The organism is Filimonas zeae (assembly GCF_014641615.1).
GTDB classification, from domain to species: Bacteria; Bacteroidota; Bacteroidia; order Chitinophagales; family Chitinophagaceae; genus Filimonas; species Filimonas zeae.
Genome location: NZ_BMIB01000001.1, coordinates 1,388,080 through 1,403,232, shown reverse-complemented (window position 1 = coordinate 1,403,232; position 15,153 = coordinate 1,388,080). Strand labels below are relative to the sequence as shown.

18 protein-coding genes are annotated in these 15,153 nt (G+C 45.1%); 13 read left to right on the top strand and 5 right to left on the bottom strand.

The genetic code is table 11. The annotated features are described in order from the left end of the window. Positions 1-52: 52 nt before the first annotated feature. Complete coding sequence (locus tag IEY13_RS05565; protein ID WP_188950946.1) at positions 53-343, bottom strand: hypothetical protein; 291 nt, start codon at positions 341-343, stop codon at positions 53-55. A gap of 148 nt (positions 344-491) precedes the next feature. On the opposite strand from IEY13_RS05565, the gene IEY13_RS05560 reads away from it, so the two are divergent. Next, positions 492-893, top strand: a complete 402-nt coding sequence (locus IEY13_RS05560) for a hypothetical protein (protein WP_188950945.1) — start codon at positions 492-494, stop codon at positions 891-893. A gap of 66 nt (positions 894-959) precedes the next feature. Beyond that, a complete protein-coding gene (locus IEY13_RS05555) occupies positions 960-1,355 on the top strand; it encodes a barstar family protein (RefSeq protein ID WP_188950944.1) in 396 nt (131 codons plus the stop codon). Here IEY13_RS05555 and IEY13_RS05550 read toward each other — a convergent pair. Then, positions 1,352-1,633 carry a hypothetical protein gene (locus tag IEY13_RS05550; RefSeq protein ID WP_188950943.1) on the bottom strand — a complete coding sequence of 94 codons (282 nt, stop codon included), beginning with the start codon at positions 1,631-1,633 and terminating at the stop codon, positions 1,352-1,354. The genes IEY13_RS05555 and IEY13_RS05550 overlap by 4 nt on opposite strands. Before the next feature lie 80 nt (positions 1,634-1,713). On the opposite strand from IEY13_RS05550, the gene IEY13_RS05545 reads away from it, so the two are divergent. The 5 genes from IEY13_RS05545 to IEY13_RS05525 all read left to right on the top strand — a co-directional run bounded on the left by IEY13_RS05545 (position 1,714) and on the right by IEY13_RS05525 (position 4,347). Continuing rightward, positions 1,714-2,280 carry a Crp/Fnr family transcriptional regulator gene (locus tag IEY13_RS05545; protein ID WP_188950942.1) on the top strand — a complete coding sequence of 189 codons (567 nt, stop codon included), beginning with the start codon at positions 1,714-1,716 and terminating at the stop codon, positions 2,278-2,280. Between the two features lie 119 nt (positions 2,281-2,399). Then, the gene (locus IEY13_RS05540; protein WP_188950941.1) at positions 2,400-3,080 is read left to right on the top strand and encodes a type 1 glutamine amidotransferase domain-containing protein; all 681 of its coding nucleotides are present in this window, start codon (positions 2,400-2,402) and stop codon (positions 3,078-3,080) included. 6 nt (positions 3,081-3,086) lie between these two features. Beyond that, entirely contained in the window at positions 3,087-3,389 is a 303-nt protein-coding gene (locus IEY13_RS05535) for a putative quinol monooxygenase (RefSeq protein WP_188950940.1), read from the top strand. 119 nt (positions 3,390-3,508) lie between these two features. Further along, positions 3,509-4,006 carry a hypothetical protein gene (locus IEY13_RS05530; protein ID WP_188950939.1) on the top strand — a complete coding sequence of 166 codons (498 nt, stop codon included), beginning with the start codon at positions 3,509-3,511 and terminating at the stop codon, positions 4,004-4,006. Between the two features lie 95 nt (positions 4,007-4,101). After that, positions 4,102-4,347 carry a hypothetical protein gene (locus tag IEY13_RS05525; RefSeq protein WP_188950938.1) on the top strand — a complete coding sequence of 82 codons (246 nt, stop codon included), beginning with the start codon at positions 4,102-4,104 and terminating at the stop codon, positions 4,345-4,347. 7 nt (positions 4,348-4,354) lie between these two features. Here the strand turns inward: IEY13_RS05525 and IEY13_RS05520 are convergent, their stop codons facing one another. Then, entirely contained in the window at positions 4,355-5,116 is a 762-nt protein-coding gene (locus IEY13_RS05520) for a response regulator transcription factor (RefSeq protein ID WP_188950937.1), read from the bottom strand. 94 nt (positions 5,117-5,210) lie between these two features. On the opposite strand from IEY13_RS05520, the gene IEY13_RS05515 reads away from it, so the two are divergent. Both IEY13_RS05515 and IEY13_RS05510 read left to right on the top strand, forming a co-directional pair. Then, positions 5,211-5,462: a redox-active disulfide protein 2 gene (locus tag IEY13_RS05515; protein ID WP_188950936.1), complete on the top strand. Its 252-nt coding sequence runs from the start codon at positions 5,211-5,213 to the stop codon at positions 5,460-5,462. A 300-nt stretch (positions 5,463-5,762) separates the two neighbouring features. Then, entirely contained in the window at positions 5,763-6,776 is a 1,014-nt protein-coding gene (locus IEY13_RS05510; RefSeq protein WP_188950935.1) for a hypothetical protein, read from the top strand. 111 nt (positions 6,777-6,887) lie between these two features. Here IEY13_RS05510 and IEY13_RS05505 read toward each other — a convergent pair whose 3' ends face one another. After that, positions 6,888-7,475 (bottom strand): immunity protein Imm33 domain-containing protein, encoded by a 588-nt coding sequence (locus tag IEY13_RS05505; protein WP_188950934.1) that lies wholly within the window; start codon positions 7,473-7,475, stop codon positions 6,888-6,890. Between the two features lie 957 nt (positions 7,476-8,432). On the opposite strand from IEY13_RS05505, the gene IEY13_RS05500 reads away from it, so the two are divergent. From IEY13_RS05500 to IEY13_RS05485, 4 genes are all read left to right on the top strand, one after another. Continuing rightward, complete coding sequence (locus tag IEY13_RS05500) at positions 8,433-9,071, top strand: hypothetical protein (protein ID WP_188950933.1); 639 nt, start codon at positions 8,433-8,435, stop codon at positions 9,069-9,071. A gap of 79 nt (positions 9,072-9,150) precedes the next feature. After that, the gene (locus IEY13_RS05495; protein WP_188950932.1) at positions 9,151-9,858 is read left to right on the top strand and encodes an alpha/beta fold hydrolase; all 708 of its coding nucleotides are present in this window, start codon (positions 9,151-9,153) and stop codon (positions 9,856-9,858) included. 19 nt (positions 9,859-9,877) lie between these two features. Beyond that, positions 9,878-10,486 (top strand): Crp/Fnr family transcriptional regulator, encoded by a 609-nt coding sequence (locus IEY13_RS05490; RefSeq protein ID WP_188950931.1) that lies wholly within the window; start codon positions 9,878-9,880, stop codon positions 10,484-10,486. Between the two features lie 161 nt (positions 10,487-10,647). After that, positions 10,648-10,956, top strand: a complete 309-nt coding sequence (locus IEY13_RS05485; protein WP_188950930.1) for a winged helix-turn-helix transcriptional regulator — start codon at positions 10,648-10,650, stop codon at positions 10,954-10,956. Between the two features lie 63 nt (positions 10,957-11,019). Here IEY13_RS05485 and IEY13_RS05480 read toward each other — a convergent pair whose 3' ends face one another. Then, positions 11,020-15,153 carry an insulinase family protein gene (locus IEY13_RS05480; RefSeq protein WP_188950929.1) on the bottom strand — a complete coding sequence of 1,378 codons (4,134 nt, stop codon included), beginning with the start codon at positions 15,151-15,153 and terminating at the stop codon, positions 11,020-11,022.

Below are 15,153 nucleotides of genomic sequence, written 5' to 3'. Positions count from 1 at the left end.
TGACTACCTATACAAAAGGCACTTTCCCAGTGCCCTTCGTACAGGCATCCTGCTATTTAGCCTCATCAGCGGTAACTGCCTTCTTGTTATCCAACCCGGTTGCCCAGGTATCCGTAAACGAGCCCTTCACCCATTGTACCTTACCAAAATTCCTTATTTCAGGTGCAATAATGTATTTGCCGGTATAAGTATCCAGTATCACCACTTCAGAGCCACTAACTTTAGTCTGGTAACGTGCAGCAGTATCTGCCGTACCGGTATCGCGGAAACTGAATGCTGCCACTATAACCGCAGCCGCCACAGCACCTGCTATAACCGACTTAACATCTAATTGTAATTTCATATGTTGCCTTGATTTATGCTCCGAATATAGCTATCGTTACCGGGGAAGCAGCGCCCTTTACCCTCCGCCCGTGTATTTTAACATAGTTCTTGTTTTTTCAGAACATCCCTATATTTGGCACTGTTTACAACCTGTAAATCCGTTTTGTATGAATTACCAGCAGGAAATAGCCTTTCTGGCCGCAGTAGAGAAAGCAGAGGATAGCAGTAACCAGCGGAGAGCCGTTACGCTTAAAGAGTTAGAGGTTATCAGAAAAGAACACCCGGGTATTGCTGAAACCTATCTTGCTTTTTTAGCACAGGCAGGTGCAGGCAGCTTTAGAGAATGCCAGTTTATACTATACGATGGTCCGGTAACACCAGATGATGTATGGGTAGAAGAAATTAACGATAAGGATGTGGTGTTTTGCGGAGATAACTATAGCGGGGGCTTTTTCGGCTTCCGGCTTGGAAAAGATGAGGTAATTGAGTTCTGGCGTATAGACGGCGAAATTTCCGCAACCGGCAAACCCTTTCCGCTTTACATAAGAGAACGTTTACTGATGGATTAAGCGGGTAACGACCTGCGGGCTAAATAAGCAGCGGCAACCCCAAACGAAATAATGCGGTGGACATGTATGGCAAAACTATTGATTATTAATGGCAGTAACATTCACAACATCCCTTCTTTCTACGAAGAGATAAACCGGGTGTTTATGCAGGAAGAAGACTGGCAGCTGCCTGAACACCTGGATGCTTTGCACGAGCTGCTACGTGGAGATGCGGGAACCATACAAGCGGGTAAACCTGTGGTGTTACGATGGGATAATATAACAGCCAGCCAGGAGGCGCTGGGCAAAGAGGCTACCATACAATACTATCTGGGAAAATTTGATAATACACCGCATGTTTTTGGCACTACCTGGATAGACGAACAGGTACAGGCATTGGAAAATGGAGAAGGGAAAACTTATTTTAACCTGATACTGGAAACAATTGCTGAATACCCGCATATAAAGTTGCTGGTGAACTAAACATTTACCCCCCCTTTCATATAACGTAATATCTTTTTCTTCCGCTGTGCCACACTTCTAGCTACCTGAATTACCGGTATATCAAAATCATTGATCAGTTCTTCCAGCAAGCTGCCTACCGCCTCTCTCAACTCCGGAAACTCATTTTTCGGGCAGCCAATTACATCGTTCTGTTCTATAGGTACCAGTGCCAACAAACCTACCACCGCCAATGCCTGCTCCACACGCCCCCACACCTGCTGAACCATTATATCACTGCCCAACGCAAGCAGATACATTATTTCGATATTACCGACGAAAGAAGTGCGTGAATATAGCCTGCTTTGCCGCAAAAACAACGATCTTACAACGGCAATAAATGGAAAAACTTCGGCAACATATAGAACAGATTACTCCGCTGACAGATGAAGAGTTTACGCACATACAAACCTTCTTTGCCATAAAACGGGTACGTAAAAATCAGTTTCTGCTACATGAAGGCGATGAGGTGAAACATGAGTTTCTGGTGCTGCAAGGCGTATACAAAGTATTTTATGTTGATAATGAAGGCAAAGAACATATTGTGCAGTTTGCGCAGGAAAACTGGTGGATGACAGATTATTCCGGCTATTTTAAAAAGAAGCCCGCAAACATGTTTGTAGAATGTCTGGAAGATGGTGAGGTGCTATGCCTTACGCTTTATGGAAGGGAAAAACTCTCTGCTGACCTTCATAAAATGGAGCACTTTTTCAGGGTAAAGCTTACCAATGGGTATGTAGCCCTGCAGGAGAGAATACGGATATTGCTTTCCGGCAATCCGCAGCAGCGCTATGAAGAGTTTTCGAAACTGCATCCCGATCTACTGCAACGTGTGCCTAAAAAACTGATTGCTGCTTTTCTGGGCGTGAGCCGCGAAACCCTTAGCAGGCTATCCGGCAGCAAATAAGCTGTAAAAGGATAAAAGCCGTTTTCGTAATGTGATTTGAATCACACCATAAAAGTGATTTCCCTCCTTCCGGCAAGACCCTTTCTGATTGCAATTTTGTGTTATAAAACATTGCAGTTATGAAAAAGAAAATCCTGATCATCGTATCGAACGCAAACACCATTGGCCCCAACAACAGAAGAACCGGCACCTTTTTACCGGAAGTAGCCCACCCTTACGCTGAATTTACCAAAGCAGATTACCAGATAGATTTTGCCAGTCTAACCGGCGACACTCCCTATCTGGACGCATTGAACCTTGCGGGAGACCCTGATAACCTGGCTTTTTTAACAGGTACCGGATGGGCGGATATGCAAAAAGCCACCAGACTTTCAGATGTGGATGTAAGTGTTTATGACGCCCTGTTTATACCCGGCGGCCTGGCCCCTATGGTGGATATGCCGGAAAATGCCCTGCTTAAAAAAGTAATTGCTGCCACTTACGAACACAATGCGGTTATAGGCGCTGTGTGTCATGGCCCCGTATCGCTGCTGAACGTGCAGCTCAGCGATGGTTCTTACCTGGTGAATGGTAAAAACATAACTTCCTTTACCAATGAAGAAGAAGACAACTATGCCCGTGCAGATATACCTTTTTTACTGGAAAGCGCATTAACCAGCCAGGGTGCTATTTTTCATGCAGCCGCTCCCTGGTCTGACAACAGCATTGCAGACGGCCGTATTGTTACCGGCCAAAACCCTGCTTCTGCCAAAGGAGTAGGTGAAAAAATAGTAGCCCTTCTTGAATCTGAAATGAAATAGTTAACCATGAGCACACAACCCATTCACGTATTTGCAAAATGGCAGGTAAAAGCGGGACAATTGGATAAAGTACTGTTGCTGTTAAGAGAAGTAGTGCGGCAAAGCCGGGAAGAAGCAGGCAACCTGTTTTATACTGTTAACCAGAGTACTACTGATGCCAATACCATTGTACTATATGAAGGCTATGCTGGTGAAGAAGCACTGGATGCACATCGCAACGCTGCTTATTTTCAGGAAACCGTTGTTGCAAAAATTGTTCCTTTGTTAGAGAACAGAGAAGTTATTATAACAACATCGTATACCGTTTAAACATTCTGTTGCTATTTCCGACATATCCAAACCACTGCCACAACAGGCTGTAGGTAACGTAATTTGTATGGGCTTTTACACCGGATTACCTTTGGATCCTGAATTAAAAGCTAATCAAAATGAAAACATGTATTCTACTGTCAGCCCTTGCTATCACAGGGCTGACAACGCAGGCGCAATCCATTTCCGGCAGCAATGCCGGTGGCCAGTCAGCCTGTTCTGTTGAAGTATCCGGCCCCGTTAATTATGCCAATCTGCTGGGAAGTGCAGAGTTGAAATTTTTTGTACAGCCTGCTTTATCCGCAGGTGTTGCAAACCATTATCTGTATGAATGGATATTTACCTACAATGACTTCTCTGTATCGTCTTCCAACGACAGAGAGCCATCACTATCCGTTCCCTGTGGCACGCGGATAAAAAGGGCGTATGTAAAAATTTCTGCTGCTCCAGGCTGTTTTAAAGAGTTCAGCTACGTGTATCCGGATGCTGGTATTTGTGGTACAGAAGGACAGCTGAAAATAGCAGATTTTCCGGTTACGCCGGATACCGCAACAACTCTCAACCCCGACACTGCAAAGTGTACCTCAAAAACCCAAAACCTGAAAAACAGGAATTAATACACCAACCTTAACAAAGCTGCTGCTTCTGACACACAGGAAGCAGCGCTTTGTTTTTACCGGAAACAACAAACATGCTATAAATTGCAGCTACTATGGAATCAATACAAAACAATAGCACTATAGTAGAAAGTTACTGGGAGTTGTTACAAAACCTGGACGCACCTGTTAAACTGGCTCTTATAGAGCGGTTGGCACAAAGCCTGCAAACAGATGCCTCTGTAACCAATAGTACCGCTAATCCACTTTTTGCTACCGGCAATAACACCGGTATAACCACAACAGGAAACATAAACCACAGCAATGATGAACCTTACTGGTGGGATGCACTGGAGGAATAAAAAACACCTAAATAATCCGGCTGTTTACTGCATAGGCAAGCGCTTCTACAATATTGTTTACCTGTAGCCTTTCAAAAATCTGTCTGCGATAATATTTTACTGTATCGGGCACTACAAAAAGCTTTTCAGCAATCTGGTTAATGGTCAAACCCTGTGCATGCAAACGCAGCACATCTTTCTCCCTTTGTGTAAGCTCCGGTTTTTCCAGCTTTTGCCAGCTACGCTTTTTTATATCCAGCTCCCACATCTCATCAGAGCCATATCTGTATATACGTGCGTTACCTGCCTGCTGGTGATGCGACATAGATACAATACACATGGCCTTCCACATCTTTTTCTCACTGTTCAGAAAAAGCGGGGTAAGCTTATGATTAATCAGCGTTCTGTTTCCTTCTTTGTTAACCAGATGAAAATCGTAAGTAATACTGTATTGCTTTCTTTCGTCAGCATCAATCTTTTCATAAAAATCAAAGCCTGCTTCGTTAATGGTACCCAGCAATTCCAGATCCTCCTCCGGTACATTTTTAAAATAGAACTCATAGCCCATACTCAGTACCTCCGCTGCCGGGTAACCACATAAAAACAGCGGATTGTCTGAAACATATTCAAAACCCATTCTGGAATAATCAATCACATAAATACTCTCGTAGGTTAGCCTTGCCATAGCCTCTACAACCGCCAGGTAATTGTTCTGCTGCTGATAATCTGCTTCGGTAAGTTTTTCTATATTGTTTTTTGTAAGCAGACTTGTATGAATATTTTTTCCCATGTATACCCCCTAACAATAAAACTACACCAAAGTGTAGTTTTTGCAACAGATTTTGTATCGATTTTTGACACAATTACACATAAACAACACTTATATGCCTGCAAAAAAGCCAACTGAAATGAGCGATGCGGAATTGTTTAAAAACGCAAAATTGATGAAGGGAGCTGCTATAGCACTTACAGCCATGTGCATGTTATTGCTGATAATGGGGCTGTTTCTGATTATAAAAAAAGGCGCGGGTTTTACGGGCCTCATCGTTATTCCAGCTGCACTAACACCCATAATACTATTAAATACCCAATCGCTGAAAGAGCTTAAAAAGGAAATGGCTGCCAGAAACTTATAATTTAACCCTCCGGCGGGTAGTAACACTACCGTTACTACCCGCTGGCACCCTGCTTACTCAAACGTACCCTCAACCGCTTATTTTGCACGCAGTAAAGCCCCCTTATCAGGCTTACTAACAGGCCCATGATCAAAACAGATAAAATAATACAGCCTGCATTCAATCGATTCTCCCGAATATTCATCATATTAGTGCAGCGTTATACAATATCCCCACGCTGATCCCCTCTGTGAAAATGCAACCGGCTACCTGAATCAGGCAGCCGGAATACGTAAAACGTTGCCATTAAATAAACAATTCATGAAAAAATCAACTGCCTTATTAACAGTTTTGCTGGCTATTACAGCTGTTTTGTTTGCTCAGCAGAGAGATTCTGCTGCTACCGCCAGAGACACCAGTAAACCCGCCCCCACAGCAATCCAGCCGCCCCCTTCCATGCCGGCTTCTAACCGTACAAACGACAGTGTGGCAGCCAGCCCGAATGGAGACTCATTAGGTATTGTAAAAAGTGTAGATACCCAGCGCGGCATGGGAGCAGCCCTGTATAAAAACAAAGCAAAACATTTTTTACCCTCAGCACTCATAAGTCTTCTACTGGTGGTAGGCCTGGGACTGTACCTTTTGTTTAACACCGCACTGTGCCGCGACCAGAGTGTGGACCCGCTGACCAATCAGTTGCGCCCGGCAAAGGAGCGCCCTTACAGCTATTCACGGATGCAGCTGTTCTGGTGGACAATGATTATTTTCTGGTGTATTTGTTCTTTTTACTTCTATACCGGCGTATTACTCGCGCTTACCCCCACTGCTGTACTGCTGCTGGGAGGCGGACTGGCCGTATCGGTATTTGGCAACGTGATAGATAACGCACAGCGTGCTCAGAATAATACTACAGTACCTATACGGCATCAGGATCTTTGTCCCGCAGGCAATATGCTTACCGATATACTTTCAGATGAAGCGGGCATCAGTATTCACCGCCTGCAGGCCGTGTTTGCCAACCTCATTTTCGGCATGGCCTTTCTAACCCATTTTATACGCGCCCTGGATGTAACCTATCCGCTGATGGATTTTGAAAACTGGCAGATGACGTTGCTGGGTGTCAGTGCAGCCGGGTATCTTGGCTTTAAAGCCAATGAAAACTCCAGTGCCACTGTTACAGAACGACAGGTAGAAGCAGTGAGAAACGCGCAAAATACCCTTACGCAGGTGCAGGTGGCCAATGCAATAAATCCGCAGGCAGCCGCATCCGCACCAGCCAGCACACCTGCTTTACAACAATTACAAGCTCAGTTGCAGGCAAAAGGTATCATATAGTGTGTAATCAATACCCGATAAAAAAGAGTCAGCCCTACACATCTAATGCAGGGCTGACTCTTTTATTACCAGCCTTTTTATAAACATTTACATAGAGGTAACACGTTGCGGCTATACCGCAGCAAACTTTCCGGTTGCAGCATCCCACTCATAAGCCCCATGGCTTCCCTGAAAAGCCTCTTCCAGCAGGGGCTCAAAGTCCAGCACCTCTTCCAGCGAAACAATGGCTGCATTATCTGCATCTTCCAGGTAAGTATCATCTTCATCCCCATAAAAAAGCTGCCAACCACTGTCTGTTTCGTTAAAAGGCTCTTCACGCACCAGCCAGTTCACCGCACGCATTTCCAGCGCCCGTTGGGTTATAATGGCTTTTTTGGTAGCATCCGGCCAGTGTGGCAGCAGAACAGAGGCAATGTGTTTTCTTTCAAAAGTGATGAGATCACCCGCGGAAAGGTCTTTGATATATAAAGGCTTGTTGGTCAGGTATCCTGTAAACTGTGTCCCGTTGATTTCAGATAACTCAATCCACATTCTTTCCGCCCTGCATCCATCTTCCGTTTCAAAATTGAACACAAAAAACAGGCGCACCTTATCTCCCGCTTTCAGGTTATTCAGTTCTTCATTTGAAGGCATCAGAAAATGACGTGGGTTCAGCCGGGCGCTTGCAGTAACATCTTCCAGATAATATGATTTTTCCATGGCTACAGATTTCGGCTAAAATACAGCTTTACAGGCGATAGTATTTTTGTTGTTCAACAAAATGCGGAGCGGTTGAACACTTTTTCGTTGCCGGAATTTTATTATCGGGTATCGGACAAAAAAAATGAGTGAACAGATTTTTTTTGTTGGTGAACAGAATTTTTTATTCTGTTCACCAATTTTTATTCTTCGTTTACAGGAAAAAAAAACAGGGAACCGGAATATTTTATTCTGTACACGAAACTTTATTTTCCGTTATCCATCTTTTTTTATCGGGTAACGAAAAATAAAAGTGGGTTGACGATTTTTTTTATTTCGTTGACGGGTTTTTATTTCTCGTTACCCGATTTTTTTATTCAGAGACCGGATAAAAAAAATCCGTTACTCAACTTTTTTATTCCATTAACGGAATTTTATTTTCCGTTGACGAAACTTTTTTTTGTGTTCACGGATAAAAAAAATCCGTTACTCAACTTTAATAATCGGGTACCGGAAAAAAAATACCGGTGCACCAATTTTTTATTTCCGGTACCTTATTTGCCGCAACATTTGTTATGTAACCAATAAATTCAGCACCTTTTTACTGTACGGTAACCGGTAAAGAAATACTGCGTGGCTACGGGCACACAAATATTCTGTAACATTTTATTCTGTTGAAAATGCAAAAGCACCTCTTTAGAAAAAGTATTCTATAGAGGTGCTTTTGCGAAAATGTGGCGAAACTAAATGGAAAACGGAAAACGGTTTCAAATAAAGTGTTATAAAGAAAAACAACACTGTACGATATCTTTTAAATGGCCGTAACCAGAAAATAACGGCGAGCTTCCGTTTTTAAAATATTACGTCTGCAATAAACGGCAAATGATCCGATTCATAATTATTGGCGTTCAACACCGCCTCGCTGGTATACCAGAATAAAACCACCAGTAACTTTAGACATATTTGTTATATTCATTCATGAGATTACCTATATGTATGTTACTGGCGGTTGCACCTCTTATCTCTACCAGCCAGATAAGACACCCTGGCATCCCCAACCCGGTAAACAATACCAATCACGAAACCTGTTTACTACAGGCCTCAGCACTTATAAACGCTCATAACCCGGATAGCAATTATAAAGCAACCCGGATATTATGGGATCTGTGTTTATACGACTCATGCCTGTATCCCTTTAATAAGGTACTTCCGCTTCTTTATAAAATTGAAAATAGTAATCATCAGCATCTATGCGACAGCCTTCAGGGTATCTGGTATTTAATAGGAAGGGGCACCAGCGGTTATGGCACTTTATCCGATCCTACACCGCAAACCACTATAGCAATCAGCCATGATTCAGCCCGCTTCTATTCAGCCGGGCACCTGAAACGGACAACCACGTTTTCCATTGAGAAAACAAGCGCTGAAACAGGCTTTCTAACCGTAAACTTCTTCAATATCGTATTTTCCGATACCAAAGAAAAATGGGGCATACGCCTGGAACAACGTTCTTATTATCATCCGGTTCTCCGGCAGGTAGTTCCGGTAACAGTAACATTCAATCAGCAACCGGGCTGCTCATGTGGGTGCCCGGAAGAGCTTTATGGAAGGAGGTGACAATTGCGCAGCCAACGATTGTGATTGTAATCACACCTTTGCGCATTGCCCAACGATAGTTTTGTGTCAAATAAAAGCAATGAGGCAAAACATCATTTTATTACACGGGCTTTTTGGACAGCTGAGTAACTGGACAAGTGTAATTGACCATTTTGGCGACAGCTGTAATATTCACGTTCCCACCCTGCCTATTTACGGTGCGCCGAAGGAAGATCACCTGCATTATCTTACCAATTATCTGGAGGCTTATATACAGGAACACCAGTTGCAGGATGTAATTCTGGCTGGTAACTCTCTCGGCGGGCATGTGGCTATATTGTATACTGCACGCCACGTACACAAGGTAAAAGGGCTGGTACTAACCGGCAGCTCCGGGCTGTACGAAAATACCAACATAGGCTCCTTCCCGCGCCGGAACAGTTATCATTATATACGGGAAAGGGTGGCTTATACTTTTCATGATCCTGCAATGGCTACGGAAGAGCTGGTGGAAGAAGTAATGGCCGTTACTACCGATTCGCGCAAATGCCTGAGTGCTGTTCGCATGGCCAAATCTGCCCAGCGGCATTATGTGGCCGATCTGCTGCCGGGCATTACTACGCCAACCCTGCTGATATGGGGCAAGGAGGACAGGATTACCCCCATACATGTTGCCTATGAATTTGAAGCCATGCTGCCCCATGCGCAACTGCTGGTGTTTGATAACTGCGGACATGTGCCTATGATGGAAAAGCCGGACGATTTCAATACAGCGCTTGCCGCTTATTTACAGCAGGGTAGCAATTAAAACAATATATTTGAACGATATGAAACTCCCGCCCTATTATCAAAGACTCGCTCAAAAGTACCCGCAGGTTTCTCAGGAAGAATGGCAATTGCTGGATCAGCTGGCTACGGTAAGGTATATCAGAAAAGGTGAACATTTTCTGCGTGTGGGCAAGGTAGCCAGGAATGCAGCCTTTGTTTTATCCGGCCAGTTTAAGTACAGCTTTATTGGCGAGGATGGCAATGAAAAAATAGTGAAGTTTAGCTTTACCGATGACTTTTTAACCAACTGCATCAGCTTCAACAATAACAAGCCTTCGTACCTCAACATCACCGCGCTGGAGGATGCCGTGATATTACGGTTTAACATTGGCAAGTTGCAACCTTTGTACGATCTGCATTTGAGTATTCTGCATGTAAACATCCGGCTTTACGAAGAAATTATGCAACAGCAATCAGAGCATCAGTATATCTTATCGCTGAAAAGCCCGCTGGAACGGTACCGCTTTTTACTGCGTCATCGCCCTGCTATTATTCAAAAGATTTCTCTTACCAATATATCCCGCTACCTGTTCACCAGCCGCGAAGCTTTAAGCCGCGCCCGGTTGATGGTGGCAGAAGAATTCAGTAATCAGAATACCTGTGGCTGATAACACCTTACAATAAAAGCAGCGCTGGTAACAGACAAAGCAGGTGCGGTTAGGCTGATATACACGCTGGCAGCAAGGTTCAGAGCTGGTCATAACAGTTCTGCCAGTTTGTGTATCTTCGCAATGGTTTGGACAATTATTCATTCGAACCTCAGAAGTTTATGGCTACACCTGGAACCGGCGAAGAAGAAGCATGCCCCGCACAGCGGCTATTGAAGTTATTATCAGGCAAGTGGAAAGCTGAAATTTTCAGATTGTCAACCGATGGTCCTTTGCGGTTTAACAGCCTGCTGCGCCAGATACCGGATTCTAATAAACAATCACTTTCTGTGGCCTTGCGCGAAATGGAAGCAGAAGGGCTTTTACAAAAAGAAACCCTGCAGCAAAAGCCTTTACATATAGAATACCAATTAACAGAAAAAGGGCGGCAATTTATTCCTGTGTTTCAGCAACTGGAAAAGCTGGTGTAAGGCAGGCAAAAAATACAAGAAAGCCGGCTTTCACCGGCTTCTCTTTTTTACCCAGGGGGCTTCTTATTCAGGCAACAACACAAACGTTGCCTGATCAGGAGTGCCCAGATACATTTTTGCTTCCTTTTGCAACAACGCGGGACTTAACCGGTCGAGATATTTTTTATACTCCAGCACCTGTAAAGGATCTTCGCCGTTCTCATATTGAGAACTCAGATAACCCATCCAGAAATTATTGTTCTGCAATGCCTGCTCCATTAGTTTTGTATGTGCGGCGCGGCACTTCTGCACTTCTGCCTCAGCCGGCCCTTCTTTTATCAGACTTTCCATTGCCCGCTTTACCAGATTTATCAGATGCTCTGCATTCTGCGGGGCACAGCCAAAAGAAATGTTTATCGTAAACCGTGGAGTGGGGTATTTTGAAGAAGCGGTTTTAACCGAGGGACTATACACTTCCCCCTCCTGCTCGCGCAATGATTGCAGTAAGCGCATTTCCAGTATTTCTCCCAGCGTTTGCAACGACAACTGTTTCATCGCATCTGTTTTATCAGCGCCACTCAACACCAGCCGCACTGTTGCTTTTTCTTCTTTGCCCTTGCGCACTATTCTGGTTACATTACCCGCGGGTGCAGGGTTAGCAGACACGAGCGGTTTTACATTTTTCTGATGTAATGCCGGCAAAGCACCCAGATATTGTTCCAGCAGCGGGCGTATAGCAGCCGTATCAAAGCTGCCGGTGAATAAAAAAGTGAACGCAGCAGCATCTGCAAAGCTTTTACGATACACCTGTTCCATTGCCGCCAGCTTTACGTTGCTGATGGTGGAAAAAGATAAAGGGGCTGAACGGGGATGATACCCACCCATTACATAGTTTACCGTATCATTAAAAACGTTTACAGGATCGGCATAGCGATTTAGCAAAGACGCTTTCATGCCGTTAATCATATTGCTATAAATGCGGTTATCGGTACGGGGCGCTGTAAACTGTAAGTATATCAGTTGCAGCGCAGTTTCCAGATCATCAGGTGCACAGCTGCCTGCCAGCCCCTTCGAACGGTCTTTTATAAACACGCTGGCATTTATTGTTTTTCCATTCAGCATACGCGACAGCTCTGCCGGTGCCCGGCTGCCCAGCCCCATGCTACTGATAGCGCCTGCAGCCAGAGCAGCAGAAGCAAACAGCGAATCGGGATAAACATTGGTACCGCCGGCAGCAAAAGCATAATACAGTATTTCATTATTCCGGAACGAAGTAGGTTTCAATACCACTTTAACACCGTTGCTTAAAGTAAGCTCTGTAATGGAAAGCGGCGCAACCGTCCGCACTGCAACAGTGCTGCCTGCTGCCAGCGGTGTAGTCATTAGGGCCTGGGCAGCTTCCTGCTCTTTATAAGTAGTAAAAGGTTCTGCACCTATTGCCTGCATCCATGCATATACGGTACTTTCATCCGGCAACCGGCCTTTATTTTTTTCGGGTGCCTGAATCAGAATAACCTGATTTGCAGGCGTGAGATAATCCGCCAGCAGGGCATTCATATCCTCAACAGTAATAACATCTAAACTTTCTTTTACAAAACCACGCTCCCACTCCATTCCCGGCATACCGGTACCGTTAAGAAAGTATTGCTGCAGCTCAGACACTATACTTTTTGAAGAACGCTTATCCCGTTCGCGATAAGCATTTTCCATAGCAGTGGTGTAAGCTTTGCGTGCACGGGCCAGCTCCGCGGCCGTAAAGCCGTGCTTACGCAAACGTTCTATCATACGCCAGCTTTGCTGAAAAGCTTCGTGTATCAGGTCTTCTCTAACAGCGATATCTACAGAAAACATTTCCACTCCACCCATCAACGGCTGTAAACCGGCGTTAACAGCAGAAAAAGCAGGTTCTTTTACCTCGTCTGCTTCCGCAGCTATACGCTGTTTTACCAGGCGGTTCAGCAACTGCTGTTTAATATGCTCCCGGTAATCATTTTCCGTGCGCAGGCTGCCGGCTTTACGCCTGGTTACAATCTGTATCTGCGTACTGGTAATCTCCGCATCTGTTACCGTGGCAAACTGATTGTTATCCGTTAATGGAATGCTATAGTCTGCCGCCGCTACAGCTGCCGCAGGGCGAACCAATGTAGAAAACTGCTCTGTAATCCATTGCTCTGTTTTGGCTACATCTATATCGCCCACCACTATCAGCGCCTGCAGATCGGGTCGGTACCATTTTCGATGAAACTGCCGTAAGGTTTCGGGGGTAAATGTTTTCAATACCGTATCATTACCAATAGGTAATCTGTATGCATAACGGGAGTTATTCACCATTACGGGAAAAAACAATTGATTAGCCCTTTCAGCAGCGCCCTTACCCAGCCGCTTTTCCTCCAGCACCACCCCTCTTTCTTTTTCAATTTCCAGAGAGTCTAACGTAGCTTCACTGGCCCAGTCGCGCATTACACGAAAAGCATTTTCCAGCACCACGGTATCTCTGCTGCTTACCGGTAGTTCATATACGGTTTCATGAAAACCGGTATACGCATTCAGGTCTGCCCCAAACCGTACACCTGCCTTTTGCAGGTAATCCACCAGCTGACTGCCGGGAAAGTGGCGGGTACCGTTGAAATTCATGTGTTCCATAAAATGCGCCAGTCCTCTTTCATGCGCTTCTTCCCGTATAGAACCTACTTTATTTACCAGATACAACAGCACCTGGTTTTCAGGCACCTGATTGCGGCTGATAAAATAAGTAAACCCGTTAGGTAACACTCCGGTACGCACACCGGAAGCCAAAGGCAGCGGCCTGGGCAACATACCATTGTTTGCCCGGAAGCGGAGATATTGCCCATACTGGTTTTTATATAATACCATTCTTAGAAACCCCAGCTGCTTTCTCTCCAGCGAGTCGTAACTTTTTTGTTTCGCAGCTTTATCAGCGCCGGAACGGTTTACCTGCTGCAGCGACGCATAGAACAGACTGAGTGAATATCCCAGCTTTCCTTCCTGATATACTTTCAGGGGTGTAATAGCTTTCAGTTGCTCCAGATAGGCTACTTTAAAACTGTCGGCCGTAAAAGTCTTTAGTATCCATTCAACATCGCTGCACAAATCGCGCTGCAGCATTTTGCTGATGGCAGCTTTTTCGGCAGCTGATTGTTCTATAGGCAGCTCATCATTTTCTACTTTGGTAGATGCATCCGGTGCCCCCATCAGCGCTTTAAAGGTTTCTTCCAGTTCGTGGTGCGACATAGCCAGCGCCACAATTTTACCCGCACTGTCAAACACGCCCAGATAAGGAATGCCACTAAAGCGAAACTGCTTCATTAATCCTCTGCCCCGGTCCTCAACCCTGCCCTGCGCCCAGGGCATAGCTTCTTCTTTTAATGATTTTTTCCACAGATCATCTTTATCGTCCAGCGATATTGCCAGTATACCTAACCCTTTAGAACGGTAAGCCTCATACAGCTTTTTAATACCCGGTATACCTTCCCGGCAGGGAATACAATAAGTACCCCAGAAATCAACCAGCGTATATTTTGCCTTACGCAATTGTTGTTGCAGGGTAGTTTTGGCTCCGGTTGGGGTAATATAAGTAAAATCAGGTGCCGGCGCGCCCTTTCGAAGCCGGCGGGCTTCCTGCACGTACCACTGCACAGCCTTGTTATCCGGATGTTTGGTCAGCAGTACTGCTGTAACTTCATCAATCAGTTCGCGGTCAGTTTCATAATCATACAGCCCCAGCAGATACACTACCGAAGGCACATCTTTTCCCGTTTTTACCAACTCCAGTAACTGCGTTTTGTACTTCCGGAATGCGGCAGAAGGGTTGGCACTCATGCCAGCCTGTCGTTCTGCCTGCAACTGGTTTGCCTGGTTCATCAGCGCTTCGCTGGCTGCCCCTGTTTCTACCGGTATCCCTCTTTTGTCAAAAGACACCTGCACGGCAGGCTTATCTGCCCACAGGCCGTATTGCGTGCCTTCGCCCACACTTACCAGGTAAACACCCGACGTTTTTTGGGGCAGCCGTGCTGTAAAGCTGCCATCTTTTTTTACCTCGCATGAATCTGTTAATACCGGAAAGGGCCATACCTTATCGTAAAAATAAATGGCAGAGGCATGCAGCGATGTATCTGCATAACCAGATACCACAACAGATTGCTGCGCCATTGCGGGCAGCGACAGCACCAGGGCCATGAACACACTTATCTTCTTCAT

Bases quoted from the DNA above. Each gene is read 5' to 3' on its own strand.
- IEY13_RS05515 (WP_188950936.1), top strand. From the start codon at position 5,211: ATGCCTGCAAAAAAGCCAACTGAAATGAGCGATGCGGAATTGTTTAAA.
- IEY13_RS05510 (WP_188950935.1), top strand. From the start codon at position 5,763: ATGAAAAAATCAACTGCCTTATTAACAGTTTTGCTGGCTATTACAGCT.
- IEY13_RS05525 (WP_188950938.1), top strand. From the start codon at position 4,102: ATGGAATCAATACAAAACAATAGCACTATAGTAGAAAGTTACTGGGAG.
- IEY13_RS05490 (WP_188950931.1), top strand. From the start codon at position 9,878: ATGAAACTCCCGCCCTATTATCAAAGACTCGCTCAAAAGTACCCGCAG.
- IEY13_RS05485 (WP_188950930.1), top strand. From the start codon at position 10,648: ATGGCTACACCTGGAACCGGCGAAGAAGAAGCATGCCCCGCACAGCGG.
- IEY13_RS05480 (WP_188950929.1), bottom strand. From the start codon at position 15,153: ATGAAGAAGATAAGTGTGTTCATGGCCCTGGTGCTGTCGCTGCCCGCA.
- IEY13_RS05530 (WP_188950939.1), top strand. From the start codon at position 3,509: ATGAAAACATGTATTCTACTGTCAGCCCTTGCTATCACAGGGCTGACA.
- IEY13_RS05505 (WP_188950934.1), bottom strand. From the start codon at position 7,475: ATGGAAAAATCATATTATCTGGAAGATGTTACTGCAAGCGCCCGGCTG.
- IEY13_RS05495 (WP_188950932.1), top strand. From the start codon at position 9,151: ATGAGGCAAAACATCATTTTATTACACGGGCTTTTTGGACAGCTGAGT.
- IEY13_RS05520 (WP_188950937.1), bottom strand. From the start codon at position 5,116: ATGGGAAAAAATATTCATACAAGTCTGCTTACAAAAAACAATATAGAA.
- IEY13_RS05545 (WP_188950942.1), top strand. From the start codon at position 1,714: ATGGAAAAACTTCGGCAACATATAGAACAGATTACTCCGCTGACAGAT.
- IEY13_RS05550 (WP_188950943.1), bottom strand. From the start codon at position 1,633: ATGTATCTGCTTGCGTTGGGCAGTGATATAATGGTTCAGCAGGTGTGG.
- IEY13_RS05555 (WP_188950944.1), top strand. From the start codon at position 960: ATGGCAAAACTATTGATTATTAATGGCAGTAACATTCACAACATCCCT.
- IEY13_RS05560 (WP_188950945.1), top strand. From the start codon at position 492: ATGAATTACCAGCAGGAAATAGCCTTTCTGGCCGCAGTAGAGAAAGCA.
- IEY13_RS05565 (WP_188950946.1), bottom strand. From the start codon at position 343: ATGAAATTACAATTAGATGTTAAGTCGGTTATAGCAGGTGCTGTGGCG.
- IEY13_RS05500 (WP_188950933.1), top strand. From the start codon at position 8,433: ATGAGATTACCTATATGTATGTTACTGGCGGTTGCACCTCTTATCTCT.
- IEY13_RS05540 (WP_188950941.1), top strand. From the start codon at position 2,400: ATGAAAAAGAAAATCCTGATCATCGTATCGAACGCAAACACCATTGGC.
- IEY13_RS05535 (WP_188950940.1), top strand. From the start codon at position 3,087: ATGAGCACACAACCCATTCACGTATTTGCAAAATGGCAGGTAAAAGCG.